This is a genomic window from Pseudomonas sp. DC1.2, from assembly GCF_034351645.1.
Taxonomy (GTDB): domain Bacteria; phylum Pseudomonadota; class Gammaproteobacteria; order Pseudomonadales; family Pseudomonadaceae; genus Aquipseudomonas.
The window spans coordinates 3,625,529-3,648,651 of sequence record NZ_CP133782.1 but is presented as its reverse complement, the minus strand read 5'-3'; the positions used below and the strand labels follow the sequence as shown (position 1 = coordinate 3,648,651).

The 23,123-nt window shown below is 60.1% G+C and carries 24 protein-coding genes and 2 pseudogenes; 16 read left to right on the top strand and 10 right to left on the bottom strand.

Translation table 11 applies throughout. The annotated features are described in order from the left end of the window. Positions 1 to 226: 226 nt before the first annotated feature. Complete coding sequence (locus RHM68_RS16450) at positions 227 to 1,219, top strand: diaminopimelate epimerase (protein ID WP_322216643.1); 993 nt, start codon at positions 227 to 229, stop codon at positions 1,217 to 1,219. A gap of 58 nt (positions 1,220 to 1,277) precedes the next feature. Here RHM68_RS16450 and codA read toward each other — a convergent pair whose 3' ends face one another. The 3 genes from codA to RHM68_RS16435 form a co-directional block, all read right to left on the bottom strand. Further along, positions 1,278 to 2,525: a cytosine deaminase gene (gene codA, locus RHM68_RS16445; protein ID WP_322216641.1), complete on the bottom strand. Its 1,248-nt coding sequence runs from the start codon at positions 2,523 to 2,525 to the stop codon at positions 1,278 to 1,280. A 181-nt stretch (positions 2,526 to 2,706) separates the two neighbouring features. Further along, the gene (gene queD / locus RHM68_RS16440) at positions 2,707 to 3,063 is read right to left on the bottom strand and encodes a 6-carboxytetrahydropterin synthase QueD (RefSeq protein WP_017736453.1); all 357 of its coding nucleotides are present in this window, start codon (positions 3,061 to 3,063) and stop codon (positions 2,707 to 2,709) included. A gap of 94 nt (positions 3,064 to 3,157) precedes the next feature. Beyond that, positions 3,158 to 4,237: a patatin-like phospholipase family protein gene (locus RHM68_RS16435; protein WP_322223821.1), complete on the bottom strand. Its 1,080-nt coding sequence runs from the start codon at positions 4,235 to 4,237 to the stop codon at positions 3,158 to 3,160. 120 nt (positions 4,238 to 4,357) lie between these two features. Here RHM68_RS16435 and RHM68_RS16430 point away from each other — a divergent pair, with 120 nt between their 5' ends. From RHM68_RS16430 to RHM68_RS16415, 4 genes are read left to right on the top strand one after another with little or no spacing between them, the layout of a single operon-like run. Then, a complete protein-coding gene (locus tag RHM68_RS16430; protein ID WP_322216631.1) occupies positions 4,358 to 4,663 on the top strand; it encodes a PepSY domain-containing protein in 306 nt (101 codons plus the stop codon). Then, positions 4,663 to 4,986, top strand: coding sequence for a PepSY domain-containing protein (locus tag RHM68_RS16425; RefSeq protein ID WP_322216629.1), 324 nt, complete (start codon positions 4,663 to 4,665; stop codon positions 4,984 to 4,986). The genes RHM68_RS16430 and RHM68_RS16425 overlap by 1 nt, the downstream gene beginning before the upstream one ends. Positions 4,987 to 4,989: 3 nt before the next feature. Next, complete coding sequence (locus RHM68_RS16420) at positions 4,990 to 5,658, top strand: response regulator transcription factor (protein ID WP_322216627.1); 669 nt, start codon at positions 4,990 to 4,992, stop codon at positions 5,656 to 5,658. After that, positions 5,655 to 6,968, top strand: coding sequence for a sensor histidine kinase (locus RHM68_RS16415; RefSeq protein ID WP_322216625.1), 1,314 nt, complete (start codon positions 5,655 to 5,657; stop codon positions 6,966 to 6,968). Before RHM68_RS16420 ends, RHM68_RS16415 begins: the two co-directional genes overlap by 4 nt. 64 nt (positions 6,969 to 7,032) lie before the next feature. Here RHM68_RS16415 and RHM68_RS26765 read toward each other — a convergent pair whose 3' ends face one another. Both RHM68_RS26765 and RHM68_RS26760 read right to left on the bottom strand, forming a co-directional pair. Then, positions 7,033 to 7,788 (bottom strand): methyl-accepting chemotaxis protein, encoded by a 756-nt coding sequence (locus RHM68_RS26765; protein WP_416195248.1) that lies wholly within the window; start codon positions 7,786 to 7,788, stop codon positions 7,033 to 7,035. 102 nt (positions 7,789 to 7,890) lie between these two features. Then, positions 7,891 to 8,037, bottom strand: a pseudogene (locus RHM68_RS26760) (HAMP domain-containing protein); the annotation flags it as partial. Between the two features lie 1,403 nt (positions 8,038 to 9,440). On the opposite strand from RHM68_RS26760, the gene RHM68_RS16405 reads away from it, so the two are divergent. The 3 genes and pseudogenes from RHM68_RS16405 to RHM68_RS26750 all read left to right on the top strand — a co-directional run bounded on the left by RHM68_RS16405 (position 9,441) and on the right by RHM68_RS26750 (position 12,641). Beyond that, positions 9,441 to 10,760 carry a Na+/H+ antiporter family protein gene (locus RHM68_RS16405; RefSeq protein WP_322223819.1) on the top strand — a complete coding sequence of 440 codons (1,320 nt, stop codon included), beginning with the start codon at positions 9,441 to 9,443 and terminating at the stop codon, positions 10,758 to 10,760. Positions 10,761 to 10,958: 198 nt separating this feature from the next. Then, positions 10,959 to 11,735: pseudogene (locus RHM68_RS26755) on the top strand (cache domain-containing protein); the annotation flags it as partial. 84 nt (positions 11,736 to 11,819) lie between these two features. Then, positions 11,820 to 12,641: a methyl-accepting chemotaxis protein gene (locus tag RHM68_RS26750; protein WP_416195247.1), complete on the top strand. Its 822-nt coding sequence runs from the start codon at positions 11,820 to 11,822 to the stop codon at positions 12,639 to 12,641. 21 nt (positions 12,642 to 12,662) lie between these two features. Here RHM68_RS26750 and RHM68_RS16395 read toward each other — a convergent pair whose 3' ends face one another. Then, entirely contained in the window at positions 12,663 to 13,598 is a 936-nt protein-coding gene (locus tag RHM68_RS16395; protein ID WP_322216618.1) for a LysR family transcriptional regulator, read from the bottom strand. A 112-nt stretch (positions 13,599 to 13,710) separates the two neighbouring features. Here RHM68_RS16395 and RHM68_RS16390 point away from each other — a divergent pair, with 112 nt between their 5' ends. The 3 genes from RHM68_RS16390 (at position 13,711) to RHM68_RS16380 (ending at position 14,894) form a co-directional block, all read left to right on the top strand. Beyond that, entirely contained in the window at positions 13,711 to 14,205 is a 495-nt protein-coding gene (locus RHM68_RS16390; protein WP_322216615.1) for a DMT family transporter, read from the top strand. After that, the gene (locus tag RHM68_RS16385; RefSeq protein WP_322216613.1) at positions 14,205 to 14,660 is read left to right on the top strand and encodes a DMT family transporter; all 456 of its coding nucleotides are present in this window, start codon (positions 14,205 to 14,207) and stop codon (positions 14,658 to 14,660) included. The genes RHM68_RS16390 and RHM68_RS16385 overlap by 1 nt, the downstream gene beginning before the upstream one ends. Before the next feature lie 75 nt (positions 14,661 to 14,735). Next, positions 14,736 to 14,894 carry a metallothionein gene (locus RHM68_RS16380; RefSeq protein WP_322216611.1) on the top strand — a complete coding sequence of 53 codons (159 nt, stop codon included), beginning with the start codon at positions 14,736 to 14,738 and terminating at the stop codon, positions 14,892 to 14,894. A 62-nt stretch (positions 14,895 to 14,956) separates the two neighbouring features. Here the strand turns inward: RHM68_RS16380 and RHM68_RS16375 are convergent, their stop codons facing one another. After that, positions 14,957 to 15,184, bottom strand: a complete 228-nt coding sequence (locus RHM68_RS16375) for a DUF6555 family protein (protein ID WP_322216610.1) — start codon at positions 15,182 to 15,184, stop codon at positions 14,957 to 14,959. 145 nt (positions 15,185 to 15,329) lie between these two features. Here RHM68_RS16375 and RHM68_RS16370 point away from each other — a divergent pair, with 145 nt between their 5' ends. From RHM68_RS16370 to RHM68_RS16360, 3 genes are all read left to right on the top strand, one after another. Then, on the top strand, positions 15,330 to 16,109 hold the full coding sequence (locus RHM68_RS16370) for a helix-turn-helix transcriptional regulator (RefSeq protein ID WP_322216607.1): 780 nt from the start codon (positions 15,330 to 15,332) through the stop codon (positions 16,107 to 16,109). 100 nt (positions 16,110 to 16,209) lie between these two features. Further along, on the top strand, positions 16,210 to 16,383 hold the full coding sequence (locus RHM68_RS16365; protein ID WP_322216604.1) for a DUF1427 family protein: 174 nt from the start codon (positions 16,210 to 16,212) through the stop codon (positions 16,381 to 16,383). A 30-nt stretch (positions 16,384 to 16,413) separates the two neighbouring features. Beyond that, complete coding sequence (locus RHM68_RS16360; RefSeq protein ID WP_322216602.1) at positions 16,414 to 17,370, top strand: zinc-binding alcohol dehydrogenase family protein; 957 nt, start codon at positions 16,414 to 16,416, stop codon at positions 17,368 to 17,370. A gap of 53 nt (positions 17,371 to 17,423) precedes the next feature. On the opposite strand, the gene RHM68_RS16355 is transcribed toward RHM68_RS16360, so the two are convergent. Together RHM68_RS16355 and RHM68_RS16350 are read right to left on the bottom strand one after the other, a co-directional pair. Beyond that, positions 17,424 to 18,458, bottom strand: coding sequence for a purine nucleoside permease (locus RHM68_RS16355; protein ID WP_322216599.1), 1,035 nt, complete (start codon positions 18,456 to 18,458; stop codon positions 17,424 to 17,426). A gap of 24 nt (positions 18,459 to 18,482) precedes the next feature. Next, positions 18,483 to 19,439, bottom strand: coding sequence for a nucleoside-specific channel-forming protein Tsx (locus RHM68_RS16350; protein WP_322216596.1), 957 nt, complete (start codon positions 19,437 to 19,439; stop codon positions 18,483 to 18,485). A gap of 284 nt (positions 19,440 to 19,723) precedes the next feature. Between RHM68_RS16350 and selD the strand changes: the two genes are divergently transcribed. Together selD and mnmH are read left to right on the top strand one after the other, a co-directional pair. Then, complete coding sequence (selD, locus tag RHM68_RS16345) at positions 19,724 to 20,758, top strand: selenide, water dikinase SelD (RefSeq protein WP_322216593.1); 1,035 nt, start codon at positions 19,724 to 19,726, stop codon at positions 20,756 to 20,758. Then, on the top strand, positions 20,758 to 21,861 hold the full coding sequence (gene mnmH / locus RHM68_RS16340) for a tRNA 2-selenouridine(34) synthase MnmH (protein ID WP_322216591.1): 1,104 nt from the start codon (positions 20,758 to 20,760) through the stop codon (positions 21,859 to 21,861). The genes selD and mnmH overlap by 1 nt, the downstream gene beginning before the upstream one ends. Positions 21,862 to 21,927: 66 nt before the next feature. On the opposite strand, the gene RHM68_RS16335 is transcribed toward mnmH, so the two are convergent. Continuing rightward, the gene (locus RHM68_RS16335) at positions 21,928 to 22,983 is read right to left on the bottom strand and encodes a permease (protein ID WP_322216589.1); all 1,056 of its coding nucleotides are present in this window, start codon (positions 22,981 to 22,983) and stop codon (positions 21,928 to 21,930) included. Positions 22,984 to 23,123 lie beyond the last annotated feature (140 nt).

Below are 23,123 nucleotides of genomic sequence, written 5' to 3'. Positions count from 1 at the left end.
CCTTGGCAAAAAAACGTCGTGTACCCAAAGGACCTGACTCACCGCCAAGGGTTCGATCAGCCTCTGCGAGGGCTCGCGTTCAGGCAGGCTGACATCCTTGCACATCTGACTGGCACAATCTTGCGTCACGGCCCGGCGTTGGCCTTGACCCGGTTTTTCGCAGGTGTGATTTTTCTCGTCACCCCCTAAAGTACGGTCTCTTTGTGACGGACTTCAGGACCGAACCATGACCGCGTTCTACGATGCCCGGGGCAATATTTATGCAGTTGTGACGCCCGAAGCCTTGCGTGCTGGCGGTTTCGATGTGCCTGAGCAGGCCAGCCAGGCCGCGCTTAGGCGCGAGACTTGGGCGTTGGCGGCCGTTACGGCATGCTGTGGCTGGACGCCCGGCGCGCGGCCGCCCGGCAGTAAAGACCACCGTTGTGATGGATTGCTCGTGGGGCCATTTCAAGCGGCCACGCCGTTTGACCTGCTGATCGTCAACACTGACGGCACCCTCGCCGAGCGCAGTGGCAATGGCTTGACGATTTTTTCTCAAGCGCTCAGTGAGCAAGGCCTGCTGCCAAGTGCGCAAACCAGTGTGCTTAGGGTGCATCACGACAAGCGCGATGCGGTTTCACCGGTGGAAACGTCCGTGAAAACGGCCGAGGTCGAGGGCGTGAGCGGTTTCTGGCTGGACTTGGGGAAACCCTTGTTCGGGCCGCAAGCGGTGGGCGCATCAGGGGTTGAGCACGTGATGTGCAACGGACGTGAGACCAGTCATCTACCGCTGCTGTCGGCGCTTGCGCGAGCCTGGAACCAGAGCCAGTTCGTGCGGATCGGTAATCCCCATTGTGTGACGTTGTTAACAGACGCCGATGCGCTGCCGAGTAATGAGCAGATGCTCGAACCCGGATTGTTCGAAGGATTGATGCGCATCGCTTATGCCCCGCCGAGCGGCGCCGGGCGGCCCTGTGCCGCGGGGGTGAATCTGCAATGGGCGATGCTTGATGCTGAAGGCCGGATCGTGGCGCGGGTGTTCGAGCGCGGGGAAGGGCCGACAGCCTCGTCCGGCACCAGCGCCAGTGCGGTGGCTTGTGCGGCGTGGCGAATGGGCTGGGTGAGCGCCGGGGCAGTGAGCGTGGTAATGCCCGGTGGGACAGCACCGATTTTGCTGGAAGAAGAGCTGGGTGAGTTGAGCCGGGTGAGACTGTTTGGGACAGCGCGGCTGATCGACTGAGTTGCAGGCCGTCATCGCGGATAAGCCGCGATGACGTCCGCTCAATCAATGAGGCGTCTCAGATCGAGTCACCCATAAATTCCACTACTGGCATTTGCCGCTTCATCAACACCTTGCCACCGCGAATCGAATACAACGGCAAGCCCTGGCTGCGAATCACTTCGTAATCACTGTCCGCCGACAGAATCAGCAAATTCGCCGGACGTCCCGGCTCCAGCCCGTAACGCTGCCCAAGGTTCATGGCCTTGGCGCTGTTGTCGGTGACCAAGTCGAGGGCACTTTGCAGGTTGCGGTAACCGAGCATATGGCAAATGTGCAGACCGGCCTCAAGTACCCGCAGGATGTTGCCGTTGCCCAGCGGGTACCACGGATCAACGATTGAGTCCTGGCCAAAGCACACGTTCATGCCGGCCTCCAACAATTCATTGACCCGCGTCACGCCCCGGCGTTTGGGGAAATTATCGAAGCGCCCTTGCAGGTGGATGCTTTCGGTGGGGCACGATACAAAGCTGATCCCCGAATGCCCGAGCAGGCGAAACAGTTTTGCGCAGTAGGCATTGTCATAAGAGCCCATCGCTGTGGTGTGGCTGGCCGTAACCCGCGAGCCCATGTCGCGGCTGCGTGCCTCCTCGGCCAGCACTTCGAGGAAACGCGAGTGCGGGTCATCGGTTTCATCGCAATGGACGTCAACCAGGCAACCGGTGCGCTCAGCCAGGTCCATCAGGAACTTCACCGAACTGACGCCTTGATCACGGGTGTACTCGAAATGCGGAATACCGCCGACCACATCCGCACCCATGCGAATCGCTTCTTCCATCAGCGCCCGACCATTGCGGTACGACTCGATCCCCTCCTGGGGAAAGGCCACGATTTGCAGGTCAATCAGGTGACGGCTTTCCTCGCGCACTTCGAGCATGGCCTTGAGCGCCGTCAATTGCGGGTCGGTCACATCAATGTGCGTGCGCACATGCTGGATGCCGTGGGCGGCCAGGGTCTGGATGGTTTTTTTGGCCCGGGCTTTGGTGTCCTCCTGGGTGATGGTTGCTTTGCGCTCGCCCCAGCATTCGATGCCTTCGAACAACGTACCGCTCATGTTCCAGCGCGGCTCGCCGGCGGTGAGCGTGGCGTCGAGGTGAATGTGTGGCTCGACAAAGGGCGGCACGACCAGATTGCCGCCAGCGTCCAGGTCGTCAGGGCCCAGGCGTGGTGCTTCGGTTTGTCGAGCAATGCTGCGGATCAGGCCGTTTTCCAGGTGCAACTCATGCAGGCCTTCTTGGTTGCGCAGGCGGGCGTTGATGATGTGCATCAGGCAAATCCTTTTAGAGATTTTGTAGGGGAGCATCGGCGATACGGGCACCGGGTACGCCGGTCAGTCACTCATACGTTAGCGCGGGCGCAGGTTCAACAGCAAAGTGACTCACAGAAAGTGGCGTTTTACCGGGCATAAAAAAACCACCGACGTCGGTGGTTTTTTTAACAGCCAGGATTTACTCGCCGCGATAGATGCAACCGCTGGTGCAGGTCTCATGGATGCGAATCGCACTCAGCTCCGGCAGTAGCGGCTTCAACTCGGTCCAGATCCACTTGGCCAGCACTTCGCTGGTCGGGTTTTCGAGGCCAGGAATGTCGTTGAGGTAGTTGTGGTCCAGTCGCTCGTAGAGCGGCTTGAAAATCGCCTTGATCTCAGAAAAATCGCGGATCCAGCCCGTGTGCGGGTCGAGGTCGCCGCTGAGGTGAATCGCTACTTTGAACGAGTGACCGTGCAGGCGTCCGCACTTGTGGCCGTCCGGTACGTGCGGCAGACGGTGGGCGGATTCGAAGGTGAATTCTTTGAAAATTTCCACAGTAGTTTGAGCTCTGTCAGGTGGCGATCGCCGCAGCGATGTGGGCAGTCGGCGAGTTTAACAGCTTGCGTTTGGTGATGCGGGAAAACACTGACTAAAGGGTCAGCAAGCGTTCGCCAAGACGACCGCTGGCAGCCATTTCGAGGAATTCGTCGCCCAATCGACGGCTTTCATCCATCGCCGCGCGCCAGTATTTTTGCCGGCTCGGGGCATCGCCCATGAAACGCTTGAAGTCGTTACGGTCGGGCAGTTTGCCGTAGGGCAGGCGTGCCAGATATTCCTTCGACGGCGCCAGCAGCAACACATCCTGCAAACGCTCGGTACTGGCGCGACGCCACGGCAACGCCTTGTCGAACCAGCCGGGAATCACTCGGTCGGTGAAATGCGGGTAGAGCACGATGTCGTTGCCGCTGTAGGGCAGGTCCAGGTGATAGTCCAGCAGACCGCCGTCGCGGAAGGTTCCTGCGCCGGCTCCCGGCAGGTCGCGCACGCCTTCCATGACCATTGGGATCGAGCCCGATGCCAGCAGGGCTTGACGCAAGTTGCCGGCATTGAGCGCGACGAAACGCGACGGGAAGTCGTTGAGCGCATTGACCGGTGGCGCCCGGCGCGGGTCGTGGATGATCAGCCGTTCAAAGTGCCGTGACAGCCGCGCACGACTTCGCAGGTTGTCGGCAATCACCGACGACAGGCCCAGTCCTAGTCGCCCGCGATGATCGTCGGCGAGCAGGCCGTGGCTCTTGACCACCATGATGTTCAGCCGGTAATGCGCATTGTTCAGGACCGCGGCATCGCGGCCGTCGAGCAGTTCGTCGAGCATACGCCGCGAGCTTTGGCTGATCTGCGCCATGGTCACGCCTTTGGCGAAGTGCTGCTCGTTATACAGATGGCCGAGGCGCCGAATGCCTTCGGCCGCCTCCGGCAGGCAGGCACTGGCGAAGCGCCAAGAGCCCACTGACGCACCAATCAGCGAGCGCTCTCGTGGCGCTGCCGGCAGCCACTCGCCAAACAGCGCCAGGTCCAGCCCCTGAATCCCCAAGGCTTTGGGTCCGCCGGCGGCACCCGGCACAGTGCCGACGTCGGCGGCACTCAAACCGTGCTCACGGATACGGGTGAAGGCCCGTGGCCCGGCCTTGAGGGTCAGGGACGGGAACTTGATGTGGATAGCGCTCATACCGGTCTCGATCTCGGGCAAACGGTGGGCAGTGCCAATGATGGCCATTCAGTTTCAATTAAGTTCATGCGGCTAAGATGCCTTCGCCCGCATGGCATAAAAATAAGAGGGAACCCCCGCATGAAACCCCTGAGGGTCTTGTTCACTGCGTTCGTCATCGGCATGGCCAGCTTCGCTCAGGCTCGCAGCCTGGGTGCCGATGAGACACGCAGGTTACTCGACGCTGGTACCATCGTCACTTTGGAGAAACTCACAGCCCTTGCATTGGCCAAACATCCCGGTGCCCAGGTCAATGAAACCAATCTGGAAGAACAGTACGGCAAGTACCTCTATCAGGTGGAGTTGATTGATCCTAAGGGCATTGAGTGGGACGTGGAGCTGGATGCTGTCAGTGGGCAGGTTCTCAAGAATCATCAGGATATGTAATGAAGGTGCTTTCTTTTTTAAATCGGCGCGCCGGCAGCCACCTGGCGCTGGTGCTGCTGACTTTTTGCTCGGTGAGCATGGCGCGTGACCTGGATCAGGACGAAGCCCTGCGCCTGCGTCAGCAAGGGGTGATTCTGCCGCTGGAGCAGCTGTTGCAGCAGACGCTGGACCGTTATCCAGGGTCCAAACTGCTGGAGGCCGAACTTGAAGAAAAACACAACGTGTACATTTATGAAGTCGAGTTGCTGACCGCCGAAGGGGTCGTCCGTGAGCTGGATATCGAAGCCGCCACGGGCCGCTTACTGAAAGACAAGGAAGATTGACCGATGCGTTTGCTCTTGGTGGAAGACCACGTACCCCTGGCTGATGAACTGATGGCTGGCCTCAACCGACAGGGCTATGCCGTGGACTGGCTGGCTGATGGCCGAGACGCGGTGTATCAGGGCAGCAGCGAACCCTATGACCTGATCATCCTCGACCTCGGCCTGCCGGGTTTGCCGGGGCTGGAGGTGCTGACCCAGTGGCGGGCGAGCGGTTTGGCGACGCCGGTGCTGATTCTCACTGCTCGTGATTCCTGGGCCGAGCGGATCGAAGGCCTCAAGGCCGGTGCCGATGATTACCTGACCAAACCCTTTCATCCCGAAGAGTTGCACCTGCGGGTTCAGGGCTTATTGCGCCGTTCCCACGGCCAGGCCAATCAGCCCACCCTGAAGGCGGCCGGCCTGCATTTGGATGAAGGTCGTCAATGCGTGGTCCGCGAGGGGGCCGATATCCAGCTGACTGCCGCCGAGTTCCGGCTGTTGCGCTATTTCATGCTGCATCCCGAGCAGATCCTTTCCAAAACCCACCTCGCCGAACACCTCTACGACGGTGAAACCGAGCGCGACTCCAACGTCCTGGAAGTCCACGTCAATCACCTGCGCCGTAAACTCGGACGCAGCGTGATCGAAACCCGTCGTGGCCAGGGTTATCTGTTTGGTGGGCAAACGCAGTGAGGTCGATCCAGCGCCGTTTGAGCCTGGGCCTGATCAGCGTGTTACTGATCGTCGGCGTGGTGCTGGCGCAGACCAGTCTGTGGCTGTTCGAAATGGGTTTGCAGCGTTACTTCGAAGCCGGTCTGCGCAACGACAGCGAAAACCTGTTGGCGGCACTGGTGCGCGGTCCTCAAGGCTTGCAACTGGATGAGCGGCACCTGGCACCGGCCTATCAACGACCGTTTTCAGGGCACTACTTCCGCATCGACTTTGTCGACAGCCACTGGCGCTCTCGCTCGCTGTGGGATCAGGAACTGCCGCTGATGGACAGCCCGGGTTTGCACAGCAACCTGCAACTGGGGCCGGAGGGGCAGCAGTTGCTGGTGTTGCGTTCGGACTACCGGAGGCTGGGTCAGTCAATGTCCATCAGCGTCGCGCAGGATTACACCCCGGTACACGAAAGTTTTCAGCGCATGCGGCAAGTCGGGCTGGGCTTGGGGCTGGCGGGGTTGCTGCTGATCCTCCTGCTGCAACGGTTCACTGTGCGCCGGGCCTTGCGGCCACTGGAAAAGGCCCGTGAGCAAATCGCGCAACTGCAACAGGGCCAGCGGTCACTGCTTGACGATCAGGTGCCGGTTGAACTGGAGCCCTTGGTGGCTCAAATCAACCATTTGTTGGCTCACACTGAAGACAGTCTCAAGCGTTCGCGCAATGCATTGGGGAACCTGGGTCATGCACTGAAGACGCCGTTGGCGGTGTTGCTCAGCCTGGCGTCCAGCGAAAAACTCGACGCCCACCCACAATTGCGCAATAGCATTGAGCAGCAGCTCGATCAGGTGCAGCAGCGACTCAATCGCGAACTCAACCGTGCCCGTTTATCCGGCGATGCGCTGCCGGGGGCATTGTTTGATTGCGCCGCCGAACTGCCGGGGTTACTGGCGACGTTGAACATGATTCATGGCGAACACCTTGAACTCAGCGCTCACGCACCTGCTGGTTTGCAACTGCCATGGGATCGCGAAGACCTGCTTGAACTGCTGGGCAATCTTTTGGACAACGCCTGCAAGTGGGCCGATGCCGAGGTTCGGTTGAGCGTGATCGAAACCGCGGAAAGTTTTGAGTTAAGTGTGGAGGATGACGGTCCGGGCATTCCACAAGACCAGCGCGATCTTGTGTTCAGCCGTGGCGCGCGGCTGGATGAACAGACGCATGGGCATGGTTTGGGGCTGGGTATTGTGCGCGACATCGTCGACACCTGGGGCGGGGTGTTGACGTTGCAGGAGAGCGAGTGGGGCGGCTTGAAAGTTGTCATCAAGCTTGCGAAACGCTGACAGATCAGCGTTTCGCGAGCAGGCCGCGCGCCCATTTTGATTTTCGGTGGAGGCAGCCTTCGCGTTAGACGCGGAACTGGTCCATCAAACGTTGCTGCTGATTCGCCAGGCTGTTGAGTGACTGACTGACCCGCGCCGATTCATTGGCCTGCTCGGACAGCGACTCGGTGACGTCGCGAATGGTTGCCACGTTGCTGTTGATCTCTTCCGCCACCGCGCTCTGTTGTTCCGCCGCGCTGGCGATTTGCAGGTTCATGTCGCTGATCACCGTTACCGCGTCGCCAATCTGGCGCAGCGCGGTCACCGCCTGGCCAACTTGCTCGACGCTGCCCTGGGCCTGGCGATGACTGCTGTTCATCGACCCGACGACCTCTTGAGTCCCGCTCTGTAGCTGTTCGATCACTACGCGGGTTTCCTCGACGGACTCTTGCGTGCGGCGTGCCAGGTTGCGCACCTCATCGGCCACCACGGCAAACCCGCGCCCGGCTTCACCGGCCCGAGCGGCCTCGATGGCGGCGTTGAGGGCCAGCAAATTGGTCTGCTCGGCGATGGCGCGAATCACTTCCAGCACTGATCCGATTTTCTCGCTGTTGGCTGCCAAGCCTTCAACTTGCAGCATGGCCGCGCTCATGTCCGCGGCGAGGTTGCCAATGCTGGTGGTGGTACGGTCGATCACGGTCAATCCCTGACGAGTCGCCTGATCGGCCTCCCGCGCAGCTTGGGCTGCCTGGGCGGCGCTCCGGGCGACGTCCTGGGCGGTGGCGCTCATCTCGTGAGACGCGGTGGCCACTTGATCCACCTGACGGTACTGCTGCTCCATGCCAGCGCTGGTCTGGGTGGCGATGGCGGACGATTGATCGGCTGTACTGCGGGCATCCTGCACCGAGCGTTTGACCTCAGCGATGATCGGTTGCAGTTTGTCGAGGAAGCGGTTGAACCAACCCGCCAACTGGCCCAGTTCATCCTGCTTGGCATAGGCCAGGCGCCGTGTCAGGTCACCTTCGCCGCTGGCAATGTCCTCTAGCATCCGCGCTACGCCGAGGATCGGATGGGTCACGCTACGGGCCATCAGCCACACCAGCAACAAACCGATCAACGCCGCCAGAACCCCCAGGCCGAGTTCGGTCAGGGTGCCGGCGCTGTTGCTTTCATCCAACTGCTTTTTCAGCGTTTCGGCCGGCCCTACGAGGACGTTCTCCGGCACATCGAGCAACACGCCCCAGGACTTGCCACCCGGAATTGGCTGGAATGGCGATAGCACTTTCAGTTGCTGGTTGTTGCGCAGGCTCTGGGTTTTGTTGCTTTCGGAGAGTAGGCGGATCAACTCGGCGCCGCTGGTTTTATCAACGGCGTCCAGGCGCTGGCTGAGCTTGCTCGCATCCGGGCTGTAGCCAGCCAGTAAACCGACGGGGCTGAGAATGCTGACACTGGTCTGGCCGTCGTAGAGCTTTTTGCTCGCGTCCTGACTGACCGCTTGCAGGCTGTTGAGGTTGATGTCGACCGACAGCGACGCGATGACTTTACCGTTGACCATCAGCGGGAACACGATGCTGGTCATCAGCACGTTCTGGCCGTCGATTACATAGAAGTAAGGTTCGATCACGCAGGGCTTGAGCGTGGCGCGCGGGCAGGTGAACCAGGCGTTAGCCGCCTCGCCGCTGGGTCCGGAGCGGGTGTCGGCGATGTCACTCTCCGGTAGCGACATTGAGGTCAGCTTGCCCGCAGTCGGCTGCGACCAGTACAGGGCGAAGCGGCCCTTGTCGTTGCTGCCCAGCTCGGCCTGGCCGGCGAACAGTTCGTCCTTGCCGTCCAGCGCGTTGGCTTCGAACACCAGCGACAATCCGAGCAGTTGCGGGTTGGCTTGCAGTGCTGACTTGACTTGACGGGTCAAATCCTCACGCAGGTCAAAGGCATCCAGAAAGCGTTTTTCGGCCTGGTCGCGCAGGAACAGCACCTGGCGCGAAAAACCGTGACCGTATTGATAAGCGTCCATGAACTGCTGGCGAATGCCCAGAGCCTGGACTTCACCCTGGGACTCAATCCGTGCTTGCGCCGCATCGTTGAGCATCTCCATGCTCGAGGCTTTCACTAACTCGGAGCTTTGCTGCATTCGATACAGCGAAAGACCGACCAGCAGGGTCACGATGCCGGCCAGGCATAGCCCGGCCAGCAGGGTGATTTTCCATTGAATGGAAAGGTGTCTGAGTGGCATGAAAGCGTCCTTTTATTCGATAAATATCTGAGACTTTGCACTGTAGCGGCGGCGAATCTGCTTTCTTGATACCGCCCTTCAAATAAGCCGTGCGGCTTAAACATCACATCCCGTTACACCGCGTCGAAGGCTCTGCGCTTTGACACCGGAGCCCCTGTGCGGCAAAGTGCGCGCCCTCTAATAAAACCCATTCCTTTATCCGCTGGCGGCTCATGCAGACTGCCGGCCGGACTCATTTCGTTTGCCTTGAGGTCACGATGATCAATGCTGTAATTGCCGCCGTCGGCGTCATGCTGGTGCTAAGCCTGTCCCGGGTGCATGTGGTAATCGCGCTGATTATTGGCGCGCTGGTGGGTGGCCTGACCGCAGGCCTGGGCATTGATGCGACGCTTAAGGCCTTCAACAGCGGCCTTGGCAATGGGGCAACGGTGGCATTGTCTTATGCGTTGCTCGGTGCCTTCGCCGTGGCCATCGCCAAGTCCGGTCTGGCCCATGCCCTGGCAGACAAGGCTCTACTGATGGTCGATCGCCAGCACGCCAGTGGGGGGCGTCAGGTCAAGTGGCTGCTGATTGGTTTGCTGTGGGTGGTGGCGATCGCTTCCCAAAATATCTTGCCGATACATATCGCTTTTATCCCGTTGCTGGTGCCACCGCTTCTCTATGTGCTGACCAAACTGCAACTGGACCGCCGCCTCATTGCTTGCGTCATGACCTTCGGCCTGATCACGCCCTACATGGTGTTCCCGGTGGGGTTCGGCAATATTTTTCTGAACCAGATTCTGTTGGCCAACGTCAGCAAAAGCGGAGTGGACATCAGTCAGATCAACGTCATGCACGCCATGGCGATTCCCGCGATGGGCATGGTCGTCGGTTTATTGGTGGCCGTGTTGTTCAGCTACCGCAAAAAACGTGTCTACGACCTGGCGAAGATTGAGCAGGTAGAACAGGTTAGCGTCGCCTACAACCCGATGACCCTGGGCATTGCCGGTGTGGCCATTGCCGCTGCGTTTATCATCCAATTGTGGCTGGACTCGATGATCATTGGTGCGTTGGCGGGGTTTCTGATTTTCTCGGTATCGGGGGTGGTGAAGTGGCATGAAACCGACGACCTGTTCACCGAGGGCATGAAAATGATGGCGATGATCGGTTTCATCATGATTGCGGCTTCAGGCTTCGCCGAAGTGCTTAAAGCGACCGGGCAGGTGCGCACGCTGGTCGAAAGTGCGGCAGCGTGGATTGATCACAGCAAGGCGATTGGCGCGTTGCTGATGCTGCTGGTGGGATTGATGGTCACCATCGGCATTGGTTCATCGTTTTCTACGGTGCCGATTTTGGCGGCGATCTTTGTGCCGCTGTGCGTGCAACTGGGTTTCAGCCCGATGGCCATTGTGTGCATCGTGGGCACTGCGGGCGCGCTGGGCGATAGCGGATCACCGGCCTCGGACTCGACTCTCGGCCCGACCTCGGGCCTGAACATTGACGGTCAGCATCACCACATCTGGGACACGGTGGTGCCGACCTTCCTGCATTACAACCTGCCCCTGTTGGTGTTTGGCTGGGTCGGCGCGATGGTGTTGTAACCCCGTCTTCCTGAATGCCCAGGATCAACAGGTGCAGCGAGCCCATTCGCGATGGCGGCCTGACCTTCATCAATATTGGTGGCGCCACCGCTAGCGTGAGTAGGCTCGCGGCCACAGCGGGGACGACGATTCAACTTTTGCTTCGGCGTGCCGTTACAGCCTTTAACCACGCCAAAAAAACTAAAAGAGTGAACCGTCATGCGCATGAGCCTGAAGGCTAAAGTTCTGTCCCTTGCCGTTCTCCCGGTGTTGCTCTTTGCCGTAGTGATCAGCCTGACCACATTGTTCATTTTGCAGGATCAGGCCCGCAAGGAGGTCGAGGAAACCCGCCAGAGCCTGCTCAACGACGCCAAAGCGACGCTACAAAGCTACGTCGCCGTGGCCATGACTGCGATCAAACCGCTCTATGACGCAGCCGCGCCGGGCGACGACGTCGCGCGGGCTCAGGTGGTTAAGTTGCTGTCGAGCATCAACTACGGCAAGGACGGCTACTTCTTCGGCTACGACTCCAACACCGTGCGCCTGTTCAAGGCCAACAGTCCTGACGGCGTGGGCCAGAGCTTTAAGGACAACCGTGACCCGAACGGCGTCTACGTCAACCGCGACCTGGTGAAGGTCGCCAAGGACGGCACTCACTACCTGCAATACAGTTCACCGCTGCCCGGTAACACGCAGGTGTTGGTGCCCAAACTGGGTTACACCGAATACCTGCCCAAGTGGGACATGGCGGTGGGCACTTCGGTCAACCTGGACGGTATCGAAGCCCAAGTCGCGCTGGTTCAGGCCAAGGTCACCGAGCGTATGGAAGGCGTGGTGCTGAGCATCGTCGGGATCGCTGTGGTGGTGTTGCTGGTGATCGCGGCCGTCGGGATGTTGCTGGCCAACGCCATTTTGCGTCCGCTGAACCTGATGAAAGCCAACCTGGACGACATCGCGGCCGGCGAAGGCGATTTGACTCGCCGCCTGAACATCACCAGCCAGGACGAACTCGGTCAACTGGCTGGCTCCTTCAACCGCTTTGTCGACAAAATCCACGGACTGGTGCGTCAGATCACCGAAATGACCTCGCAACTGACCGGTCTGGTGAATCAGGTGTCCGAGCAGGCCCAGCGCTCCGAGCAGGCCATGGAACGCCAGCGTCACGAGACCGATCAGGTGGCCACGGCGATCAACGAAATGTCGGCCGCTGCTCAGGAAGTCGCGAAAAGTGCGCAGAACGCGGCGGTTGCTGCCCAGCAGACCGACGAAGAGGGCCAGGCCGCCAAACGTGTGGTGGCGGGTAGCATCGTCAAGATTCATGCGCTGGTGAATGACATTCGCAGCAGCGGCGTCTCCCTCGATAACTTGCAAAAAGACGTGTCGTCGATTGTCAGCGTGTTGGGCGTGATCCGCTCGATTGCTGAGCAGACCAACCTGCTGGCCCTCAACGCCGCCATTGAGGCGGCCCGTGCCGGCGAGGCGGGGAGAGGGTTTGCGGTGGTGGCGGACGAAGTGCGAGCGCTGGCCAGTCGCACGCAGGTCAGTACCCAGGAAATCCAGAGCATGATTGACCGTTTGCAGGCTGGCACTCAGTCGGCAGTCGAAGCCATGCGCCGCTCCAGTGAGGCCGGCGACGGCACCTCGGTCCAGGCCAACGAAGCGGGTGCGTCACTGGACACCATGGCCCAACTGATCGGCACCATCAACTCGATGAACGCCCAGATCGCCAGTGCTGCCGAAGAGCAAACCGCCGTGGCTGAAGAGATCAACCGCAGCGTGCATCAGATTGCCGTGGCCGTGGACAACGTGGCCGACGAAACTCAACTCGGCGCCCAGACCTCGCGCAGTTTGGCCGACCTCGGTCAGCGCCTCGGCAAACTGGTGGGGCAGTTCCGTATCTGAGTCCGCAGGGACTGTGTGCTGTCAGGGCCGGTCCCAATACGGCACAGTCCCAAAGCGTTCGATAAAGAAGTCGATGACCGTGCGCACCTTCACTGACAGGCGCCGACTGCCAGGCCACAGCACCGCAATTTGCTGCGGTTCCAGGCTGTTGGATACTTGGTAGTCGCCCAGCACCGGCACCAGCGTGCCTGCGCGCACCGCTTCGCCAATCAGCCAGGACGGAAACATCACCAACCCCAGCCCTTGCTCGGCGGCCTGGGTCAGGGTGTCGGCGTGGTTGCCGGTGATCGGCCCCTTGACCGTGTAGGGCGTCCAGTCTTGCTGGTCGCGACGAAAGAACCAGCGTTGCTGACCGGCCACGCCCTTGTAGACCAGGCACTGGTGCGCCGCCAGGTCCTGAGGGTGTTGCGGGCTGCCGTGGCGTTTCAGATAGGCCGGGCTCGCTGCGACCTGAAAGCGGTGCGGTGCCAGAATGCGCGCCTGCATGCTCGAATCGTGCAGCGCGCCGATGCGAAATAACAGGTCGGCGCCCTCCTGCAAGGGATCGACATAGCTGTCTGTCTGCTGGATATCCAATTGCAGTTTCGGGTAGCGCTCGCACAGTGCCCCCAGCCACGGCGTCAGATGCCGTTGACCAAACACTACCGGGGCATTAATCCGCACCAGGCCGCTGGGCTCGCTTTGCTGTTCCTGCAAAGCTTGTTCAGCTTCTTCAAGTTGCGCCAGCACCAGCCGCGCATGATGCCCGAGCATCCGTCCGGCTTCCGTGGGTGTCACCGCGCGGGTATGGCGGTAGAGCAATTGCTGGTTCAGTGCCTGTTCCATTAATTGGATTTGCCGTGAAATCGAAGAGGGTGCCAGGCCTTCGCGGCGTGCGACTTCTGAAAAACTGCCGTGGTCGAGCACTGCAACGAAGAGCCGAAGTGCCTTGAATCCCAGTTCGTTAAGCCCGTGCATGGTTAATCCTGCTGTGCGTATTACGCAAAAGTGTTGTCCGGATGCTCCCATTTATCGCAAAGGATCGCCAGCCGATAATGCCCGCCATTGTTTCCTTGGATGGGTTTTCTGTATGCAGTCTTCTTCAATCGACGACGTTGGCGTTGTCGCAACACCTTCCAGTAAACCGGGGCTGCGCTTGTTACTGCTACCGCTGGTGATTCTGGCGGGCATGGGCCTTTCCGTGGAGGCCGGCTTGCTCGGTCCGCTCGGGGTTCAAGTCGGGCACTTGTGGGCGACCTTGAGCATTTTTGGCGTGGGTTCGGCGATTCTGTTTTTGCTACTGCTGTTCAGCGGTCCGCAGCAAGGGCCCGCCCTCAGCACGTTACCGCGCTGGCAGTTGATCGGTGGCTTTCTCGGACCGATTTACGTGGTGGTGCTGACCTTGGCGACGCCCCATATCGGTATCGCGATGACCATGATTGCGATCCTGTCCGGGCAGGTTGGCAAGAGCGTGTTGATCGACCACTTCGGCTGGTTCGGCGCCACCCGTAAAAAGGTCAACGGTGAACGTTGGCTAGCCTTGCTGCTGATTGTCGCGGCACTTGTTCTGATTGCTCGGGGTTGATGATGAGTCTGATTATTTTGTTGGCGGTGGTCGTGGCTGCCGGTGCGGTACTGAGCATCCAGGCTGCGATCAACGGGCGCCTTGGGGAAACCGTCGGCGTGTTGCGCAGCAGTTTGCTGACCTTCGCTGTCGGTGCGGTGGTCACGGCACTGTTGATCCTGTTTTTTGAGCCGGCGCATGCCGTCAGCCTGCTGGATGTGCCGAAATGGCAGCTCAGCGGTGCGTTGTTCGGCGTCGTCTACATGATGGTCATGGTGGGCGCGGTGCCACGGGTTGGCACGGCGGTGGCGACGGTTGCGGTGATCGTCGGGCAATTGGGCATGGGCATGTTGATCGACAACTTCGGCTGGTTGGGCAACCCCGCCATTGAATTGTCCGCAAGTCGGATACTGGCGATGGTGTGCCTGGCCTTGGCGCTGGTGTTCATGTATCGCAGCAGCACTCGTCAGGCGTGACTGAAAAAGGCTCCTACACTGGAAGAACGGTGCGCAGTTGCAGCACCGGACGACCACAAAAATGGAGTCAGACCAATGACTGAACGTACCTGCGACTGCCCTAAATGCTCATGCAAACTGGGCGAACATCCGATTGCGCGCCACGGCAAACACTACTGCTGTGAAGGCTGCGCCAAGCATCACGAACACGGCGAAGCCTGCACCAGCAACGGTTGTAAATGTGCCCATGGTTGACCGTTCATCCCAACTAAAAAGTGGAGCCTTCGAGGCTCCACTTTTCGTTTTCAGTGTTGCCTTCAACTCGTCGGTCGCCATTTGACATTTTCGACGCCGAATTTTTCAGCCAGTGGCTTGCTGGTTTTTTGCACCTTCTCACGGCCAAAGCGCGGAATTCGTCCCACTCCGGCATCGCAACTGGCCCAATGCCAAGCTTCCGCGTTATCCATTTTGTCCAGGCGGATGATGAAAGACTTGGGGGCGCCATGAAGGGTGTATTCAATGACGAAGAGTTTTGCGTTGTTCATAAAGCCCGTATTCCTCCCTGTGGTAATAAAAGGATCGCTGGGCGCACGGAAAATTCAGTTGGATTGTCGGACGGTGCGCGCCAGTGGCGACAGGTCCCGTGGCTGGTTACCATGCAAGCCCTGAAAACCTCAACGATCCTGGCCCATGGCACTGGCTGCGCCCCCTGACCTCAGTGATACCGATGTGCTCGTGCAGCCGCTCGCGCGCACCTATTCGCGTGGGCTGTACATCGAGCCTCATGAGCATGTCTGGGGCCAATTGCTGTACGCGATGAGCGGCGTGATGTGGGTTGAGACACCGCATGAAGCGCTGGTCGTCCCACCCCAACGGGCGGTCTGGCTACCGCCAGGCGTGCCGCATGGGATTCGCGTGGTGTCGGACTTACAGATGCGCAACATCTACTTGCGACCAGCCTTGGCGGTAACACTCGACGCCACGGTGCAAGTGATCGAAGTAGGCGGGTTGCTGCGCGAACTGATCGTCGGGCTGGTAGCGCAGGGCGACGCGGGTGATGGCGCGTATTACGAGGCTTTGGTTAGCCTGACGCTGTTGGCGCTTAGGCGAGCCAAACGATCGTTACTGAAAATCCCCCTGCCGGACGATTCCGACCGGCGCCTGATGACCCTGTGTCAGGCGGTCATGGCCGCGCCGTCCTTGGCCATCGCTTTCGAACAGCACGCTGAAAACGCGGGTGCCAGCGTGCGCACCCTGGCGCGCTTGTTCAAGGATGGCCTGGGCATGGGGTTTGCCGAATGGCGGCGGCAGGTGCAGTTGGCCACGGCGGTGGCAGCGTTGATTCAGGGCGTGCCGGTCAGTGCCATCGCTCGGGAACTGGGCTACTCCCCCAGCAGTTTCAGCGATATGTTTCGGCGGGCGCTCGGTGTCGCGCCGTCACAGTTTTCGCTGAGCCAACACGCCGACTAAAGCGTTCCGGCGGGTTTTTTGGCCGAAATTCAGAAGCACTTGGCCGATGGCGTGCGTCGCGGCCCCCTAGACTCTGTGCATTCCTTCTCTGGAGTCCGCCATGAATTACCTCATTTCGCTGGGCATCGGTCTGGGCGTCGGCTTGCTCTATGGCGCCCTCGACTTTCGTTCCCCGGCACCGCCTGCCATCGCGCTGGCGGGGCTGTTGGGTATGCTGGCCGGCGAGAAGTTATGGCCTATGGGTCGGCAGTTGCTCGCCGGCTGGATCTCCTGAACCCTATTGATCGACTTAATGGACGCGCCCATGAAAGCACTGCAATTTGACCAAACCGGCGACCTCGCGGCCCTGCGTTACGTTGACGTACCCACCCCGGTGGCTGGCACCGGCGAAGTGCTGGTTCAGATCAAGGCGGCGGGGCTCAACCCCAGCGACGTGAAGAATGTGTTGGGGCGTTTTCCCTACACCACGTTGCCACGGATTCCCGGGCGGGATTTCGCCGGTGTGGTGGTTGAAGGGCCGCAGGCGTTACTTGGTCAGGCCGTCTGGGGCACAGGCCGCGAACTGGGCTTTTTCGCTGACGGAGCCCACGCGCAATTCGTCAAGCTGCCAGCCAATGGTGTCGCGCTGAAACCCACTCACCTCAGCTTTGCCCAAGCGGCCAGCCTCGGCGTTCCTTACACCACCGCGTGGGATGCGCTGGAGCGCAGCGTGGTGAAGGCCGGGACTCGATTGTTGGTGATCGGTGGCGGGGCGGTGGCCAATGCGGCGCTGGCGCTGGCGAAAGTCCGTGGTGCGCAGTTGCTGGCGGCGGCGCGGCGACCCCAGCAGGTCAAGGCTTTGCAGGCTCAGGGGTATCCGACCCTGCAACTGGATAAACCCGAGGACTTGGGCGCTCAGGTGAACGCGGTATTGACCGGCGGCGCCGAGGTGATCTTCGATACCACCGGTTTCTGGTTGCCGGCCTCGGTGGCGGCGTTAGCGCCGTTCGGTCGCATCGCGATCATCGCCGCGCCGGTGGACGGCTTCGTGCAATTGCCGGCACTGGGCTTGTACCGCAAGGGCGGTTCGGTGGTGGGGATCAATTCGTTGCTGTATGGCGTCCAGGCATGTGCCGCGATGCTCGATCAATTTGGCACGTTCTTCGATCAAGAGCGGTTGCCGTTACCCAAAGGGCTGGTTGAGTCGCCGTTGGTCGAGGGGCCGGCGCGCTATGCCGAGGTGAATCAAGGGGCGAGCGACAAAGTGATTCTGTTGCCGTAACCCCCATCGACAGCGGCGCGAGCGTGCTCGCGCCCACAGGTTTGCAGCTCAGATCACGTATGGGGAACACCGTTCTCCCACGCCGACCAGTTCTGCAAAATGTCCTGCACCAATGGATTTGCGGTGCGGTACAGGTTTTCTAGCGCCGGCACAAAACCACCCTGGTCGGCGTATTTGAGCAGGTTGTCTACTTCGCTCTGCCCAGGCGCCGGTTGGTCAAAGTCGGAACCGGCACGCAGCACCGCCAGGCGCTGTATATCCACCAACCCTTCACGGCTGGCCCGCAACAGCGCCTCATAGGTGGAGTTGTCTTCCTGTTGGGTCGTGCAGTATTCACCTTTGTTATCGGTTAAAAGTCGGGTCCAGACTTCGGCGCGTTCACTCAGGCGCGTCCCGGAAAACCAGGTATTACCCGCCACGGTGTCGCACCGGGTGACCACCGGCGGCTGGTTGGCCACGGCAGAGGGGTACTTCAAACGCCAGTTTGCCGACTCTTTGCTCTCGCTCAACCGGACGCTGTGACTGAGGGCGAAAGCCTTGGCCTGCAACTTCGGGTTGAGTTCGAAGACTTCGGTCTTGTAGTCCAGCGGCGGTTTTTCGTTCGGGCCTTGGGTGTTGATGCCGAGGTAACCGGTGGGCCAGTCTTTCGGCACGTCCCGGGAATCGATCTCCCACTGGGTGCCGAACTCCACCAGATAGTGCGCCCAGGCGGCGGTGCCAATGGTGCCGTGTTTGGGGCTGATGCCGGCAATGCCAGCGATCAGGAAATAGCTTTTGCGCAGATCGAATTTCGGCGACAGGGCCAAGGCCAGGGTTGAAGCCGCCGCGTTGGTCTGGCCCATGCCGGTGACCATCAGGCACACCTGCTGAGTGTTACAGCGAATGTTCGGATACTCGGCGGACAGCCCCGGTACACGAATTTCCTGTTTGAGTTGCAGGCGATCGATCCAATGCTGAGCTTCGGGGGCGAACATGGTGATCAGCATCACTTTGGGCGTGACCGGTGCTTCAGCCGCCCAGGCAGTGCAAGCGAGCAGCGTGCCGCAGGCCAGGCCTACGGAGAGGGAAAGACGGGTGATTGCCTTCATAAAATCTCCAGATTCAAACAAGACTTAGAACTGATAGCCGATCCCGGCGTAGTAACCCCAGCCGTTTGAGCGGGCTCGGAAGTCGCCATCACCGAAGTTCAACTCGCTGCCATCCTCCCAGTTGCCGCCGTTGTGGAAGTAACGACCGACCAGGGTGAAACGCACGTGCGTGAACGAGTACAACAATACGTTGGTGGCAACGGTGGCGTTGGCAGTCCGGGCCGGGTTTTCCTTATGCAGGTCCGAGCCAAAATCGAAGTTGGTGAAGCCGATATAGGTCAGCGACGCACCGTTGCTGAAGCGGCTGATGGGCACTATGTATTTGAGCTGCGCGCGATAGCCATCCCACGAATACTCGTTACTGGCGCCGTAGTTTTCCCACTGATAACGCCCGTAGAAGTTGGCTGACAGGTTGACCCGCGAGTGGGTGTCGATGTCGGTGCCCAAGCCGCTGTAGAGCGTATTGGCGCGGTTGGCGGTGCTGCTGCCGTGGTCGTAGATCCAGTCGAAGGCGACGTACCATTCCTTGAACGGCCCGATGGCCAGGCTGCGGCCGGTCAGGTAGTCGATGGAAATGCGTGGTTCGTGTTCCATAAACACCGGCGAGCCATGGTCCCATGCGCCTTTGTCATGGCTGTTGCCAATGTCGAAAATCTTCGGAATATCGACGTAGCCATACAGCTCGAACGGTCCTTTGCGGCCGAAATACTCGTACTCCAGGTACACATCGTCGGCCGGACGCGGGCCGAAGCTGATGTCCTTGCTGCCAATGACGGTCAGGTCCTGGTTGAACCAGTCGGACAGGTACGCGCCTTTTTTCACCGGGCTGATGTCGGGACTCAGGGTTTCGCCCTGTGCTGATTCATCGACGGTGGAGGACTGCGCCAAAACGTTGCAGCTGAGTAGTCCCGTAACGCTGGCCAACAACATGGAAACAGCAAAAGTGCGCGAGCAAGTCGCGCGGCTGGACGTGCGATGCATTAAAAGTCCCTTTTCGTGTGGATCGAATGCCCGGTTGTCGGGTGTGTGCTGTCAGGTTGCAAAAATGCCGGTATCGGCGACTCGCAAACGTTTGCATATCCCATACCAATTTCGTTCAAGGTGCGGAAAAGGCTAAGGAATAACCCTTTAATCTGTCCTTTCGGTCAATGCCCGGCCCCTGCATCGTTGTGCTGTACCTTGCGTCCAGCGGCGCACCTGGCGAAATGCCTTGCGGTGTCCATGCTCTGCTAGAATCGGCGGCATTGACTTCACGAGGTACCCCCATGAGCGAGCCGATTCGTCTGACCCAGTACAGCCACGGCGCAGGATGCGGCTGCAAGATATCCCCTCAGGTGCTGGAGGTTATTCTGGCCGGCAGCGGCGCGCAGAACCTGGACCCGAAATTGTGGGTCGGCAATGCCTCGCGCGATGACGCGGCGGTGTATGCCATCGACGAAGAGCGCGGGGTGGTTTCGACCACTGACTTCTTCATGCCGATCGTCGATGACCCGTTCGACTTCGGCCGTATTGCTGCCACTAATGCCATTAGCGATATCTACGCCATGGGCGGCGATCCGCTGATGGCGATTGCGATCCTGGGCTGGCCGGTTAATGTGCTGGCGCCGGAAATTGCTCGTGAAGTGATTCGCGGTGGGCGTTCGGTGTGCGATGAGGCCGGTATCCCGCTGGCGGGCGGCCATTCCATCGATGCGCCGGAGCCTATTTTTGGTCTGGCCGTGACCGGTCTGGTGCAAAAGCGCCATATGAAGCGCAACGATACCGCCACCGTGGGGTGCCTTCTGTACCTCACCAAGCCGCTGGGCATCGGCATCCTCACCACCGCCGAGAAGAAGGGCAAGCTACGTCACGCCGACATCGGCCTGGCCCGCGACTGGATGTGTACCCTGAACAAACCCGGCAGCCGTTTCGGCAAACTCGACGGTGTCACGGCGATGACGGACGTCACGGGTTTCGGCCTGCTCGGCCACCTGGTGGAAATGGCCGACGGCAGTCATGTGACCGCACGCATCGAGTACGCCCGCGTGCCGCTGCTGCCCGGCGTTGAGTATTACTTGGACCAGGGCTGTGTGCCGGGCGGGACATTGCGTAACTTCGACAGCTACGCCAGCAAACTCGGACGCTTGCAAGAGTTGCACAAACGCGTGCTGTGCGATCCGCAAACCAGCGGTGGTCTGCTGATTGCAGTCACGCCTGAGGGCAACGAACAGTTCCTGGCGGTCGCCGCCGAACTGGGCCTGACGCTTGAGCCTATTGGTGAACTGGTTGAGCGACAGACCAACGCGGTAGAGGTGTTCTGATGTCTATGGACTTCACCGATTACCGCGACATTTTTCTCAATGACCGGCCGATGATGGATGCCCGTGCGCCAATCGAGTTCGTCAAGGGCTCGTTTCCGGGGGTGGTTAACCTGCCGCTGATGAGCGACAACGAGCGCGAACAAATTGGCACCTGTTACAAGCAACATGGCCAGCAGGCCGCGATTGCACTGGGGCAACGACTGGTCTCGGGTGAGGTCAAGGACCGACGTATCCAGGCGTGGGTCGAGTTCGCTCGGGCCAATCCCGAGGGTTACTTGTATTGTTTTCGCGGCGGCTTGCGTTCGCAGATCGTTCAGCAGTGGATCAAAGAAGAGGCCGGCATCGACTATCCACGCATTGGTGGTGGTTACAAGTCCATGCGTACTTTTCTGCTGGAAACCGTCGATCAGGCCGTTGAACAGTGCGACTTCGTGCTGTTGGGTGGCATGACAGGCACCGGTAAGACTGAGGTGCTGGCGCAACTGAGCAATGGCCTGGACCTTGAAGGTCACGCCAATCATCGCGGCTCCAGTTTCGGCAAACGGGCGACAGGCCAACCGACCAACATTGATTTCGAGAACCGTCTGGCGGTGGATGTGCTGAAAAAGCGCGCCACGGGTATCGAGCAGTTTGTGCTCGAAGACGAAAGTCGCATGGTCGGCAGTTGTGCCTTGCCGTTGCCGCTGTACCAAGGCATGCAAGGGTTTGCCATGGTTTGGCTGGAGGATAGCGTCGAAGGGCGGGTGGAACGGATTCTTCAGGATTACGTGATCAACCTGCATGCCGAGTTTGTAGCGCTGCACGGTGATCAGGGATTTGAGCTCTATGCCGAGCGGCTGATCTCAAGCTTGAACAATATCTATCGCCGCCTCGGTGGTGAGCGTCACCAGCGTATGTTTCTACAAATGGAAGACGCATTGGCCGAGCAGGCGCGCACCGGATCGGTCGAGCTGTTTCGCGACTGGATTGAGGTGCTGCTAGGTGAGTATTACGACCCGATGTATGCCTTTCAACGCGAGAAAAAAGGCCACCGGATCGAGTTTTCCGGCGAGCAGGGCGCTGTTCTCGAGTATTTGCGAGAGCGCCCTAATCGGCTCGGGTGATGGTTTTTCGCCCCCTCATCGCGCGCAAACTCGCGATGAGGGGGCAAGAACACTGCACCCAATACCTTAAAGTACCCAAGCCCCGATCAACCCGCACACCACACCCATCAGTATGGTCATCAGCGCCACGCTCACCAGCACCCGCGCTTCGAAATCCTTGCGCAGCATCAACAGCGACGGCAGGCTGATGCTCGGCAAGGTCATCAGCAGCGCGACGGCCGGTGCGGTGCCCATGCCCAAGGTCATCATGGTTTGCACGATGGGGATTTCAGCGGCCGTCGGAATGACGAACAGGGTGCCGATGATCGCCAGCGGTACCAGCCACAGCAAACTGTTGGCCATCGCGCCATCAATATGCGGAAACACCCAGACCCGCACCGCGCCCAGCACCAGCACCGCGAGGATGTAGATGGGGATCGTGCTCCAGAAGAGCTGCCAGATCGTCCGGCCCCAGCGGGTCAGGAAGGGTTGGGAATCCAGCTCGGTGGCTTCGGCCACGGCTTCGACGGCGGCCTCAGGCAGGTTTTCGGGGCCGGCGATTCGCTGGGCCACCATCGATACGCCGAACACCAGCACGATACCTGCCACCAGCCGCAGCGCGGTGAACCCCCAGCCGAGCACAAAGCCCATGAACACCAGCGTCGCGGGGTTGAGCACCGGGTTGCCGATCCAGAACGCCAGCGCGGCCCCGACCGAGACATTCTGCCGACGCATGCCGGCGGCCACCGGGGCCGCGCAGCACGAGCACATCATTCCCGGCAGGGCGAACAGGCCGCCGCGCAAGGTCGAGGCAAAACCGGCGCGGCCAAACAAGCGCAGCAACCAGTCCCGTGGAATCAATACTTGCAGCAGGGAACCGAGAATCACCGCGAGCACGGCGGCCTTCCAGATCGCCAGGAAATACACCTGGGCATACGCCAGCGCCGCAGCCAGCGGTGAAGACTGTTGGTCGTTGAGGATGGAGGCGCCGATGCTGTGGTTGTCAGCGGCAACGAAGGCCTTGAGGTAGTAAGGCGACCACTTGACGTAGTAGAGACCGACGCAGGCCACCAGCAAGAACAGGGCGGGTTTCCACCAGAATGACCAGCCCCGGGTGGGGGCGGCTACGGATGTGAGTGACATGGAAGGATTCCGGACATTAAGGGAGATTGAGTCATGATAGCCCAGCCCCTTTGTCGCGTGCTCCCGAGAGTGCGTAGGACGCAGTAGATCGATTAGGTAGGACAAGTCTGGGAGCCGTTGCCGCGCACCGGTCTGCGAGG

Bases quoted from the DNA above. Each gene is read 5' to 3' on its own strand.
- RHM68_RS16450 (WP_322216643.1), top strand. From the start codon at position 227: ATGACCGCGTTCTACGATGCCCGGGGCAATATTTATGCAGTTGTGACG.
- codA (WP_322216641.1), bottom strand. From the start codon at position 2,525: ATGCACATCATCAACGCCCGCCTGCGCAACCAAGAAGGCCTGCATGAG.
- RHM68_RS16435 (WP_322223821.1), bottom strand. From the start codon at position 4,237: ATGAGCGCTATCCACATCAAGTTCCCGTCCCTGACCCTCAAGGCCGGG.
- RHM68_RS16430 (WP_322216631.1), top strand. From the start codon at position 4,358: ATGAAACCCCTGAGGGTCTTGTTCACTGCGTTCGTCATCGGCATGGCC.
- RHM68_RS16425 (WP_322216629.1), top strand. From the start codon at position 4,663: ATGAAGGTGCTTTCTTTTTTAAATCGGCGCGCCGGCAGCCACCTGGCG.
- RHM68_RS16420 (WP_322216627.1), top strand. From the start codon at position 4,990: ATGCGTTTGCTCTTGGTGGAAGACCACGTACCCCTGGCTGATGAACTG.
- RHM68_RS26765 (WP_416195248.1), bottom strand. From the start codon at position 7,788: ATGGAGCAGCAGTACCGTCAGGTGGATCAAGTGGCCACCGCGTCTCAC.
- RHM68_RS26750 (WP_416195247.1), top strand. From the start codon at position 11,820: ATGACCTCGCAACTGACCGGTCTGGTGAATCAGGTGTCCGAGCAGGCC.
- RHM68_RS16395 (WP_322216618.1), bottom strand. From the start codon at position 13,598: ATGCACGGGCTTAACGAACTGGGATTCAAGGCACTTCGGCTCTTCGTT.
- RHM68_RS16390 (WP_322216615.1), top strand. From the start codon at position 13,711: ATGCAGTCTTCTTCAATCGACGACGTTGGCGTTGTCGCAACACCTTCC.
- RHM68_RS16385 (WP_322216613.1), top strand. From the start codon at position 14,205: ATGATGAGTCTGATTATTTTGTTGGCGGTGGTCGTGGCTGCCGGTGCG.
- RHM68_RS16380 (WP_322216611.1), top strand. From the start codon at position 14,736: ATGACTGAACGTACCTGCGACTGCCCTAAATGCTCATGCAAACTGGGC.
- RHM68_RS16375 (WP_322216610.1), bottom strand. From the start codon at position 15,184: ATGAACAACGCAAAACTCTTCGTCATTGAATACACCCTTCATGGCGCC.
- RHM68_RS16370 (WP_322216607.1), top strand. From the start codon at position 15,330: ATGGCACTGGCTGCGCCCCCTGACCTCAGTGATACCGATGTGCTCGTG.
- RHM68_RS16365 (WP_322216604.1), top strand. From the start codon at position 16,210: ATGAATTACCTCATTTCGCTGGGCATCGGTCTGGGCGTCGGCTTGCTC.
- RHM68_RS16360 (WP_322216602.1), top strand. From the start codon at position 16,414: ATGAAAGCACTGCAATTTGACCAAACCGGCGACCTCGCGGCCCTGCGT.
- RHM68_RS16355 (WP_322216599.1), bottom strand. From the start codon at position 18,458: ATGAAGGCAATCACCCGTCTTTCCCTCTCCGTAGGCCTGGCCTGCGGC.
- RHM68_RS16350 (WP_322216596.1), bottom strand. From the start codon at position 19,439: ATGCATCGCACGTCCAGCCGCGCGACTTGCTCGCGCACTTTTGCTGTT.
- selD (WP_322216593.1), top strand. From the start codon at position 19,724: ATGAGCGAGCCGATTCGTCTGACCCAGTACAGCCACGGCGCAGGATGC.
- mnmH (WP_322216591.1), top strand. From the start codon at position 20,758: ATGTCTATGGACTTCACCGATTACCGCGACATTTTTCTCAATGACCGG.
- RHM68_RS16335 (WP_322216589.1), bottom strand. From the start codon at position 22,983: ATGTCACTCACATCCGTAGCCGCCCCCACCCGGGGCTGGTCATTCTGG.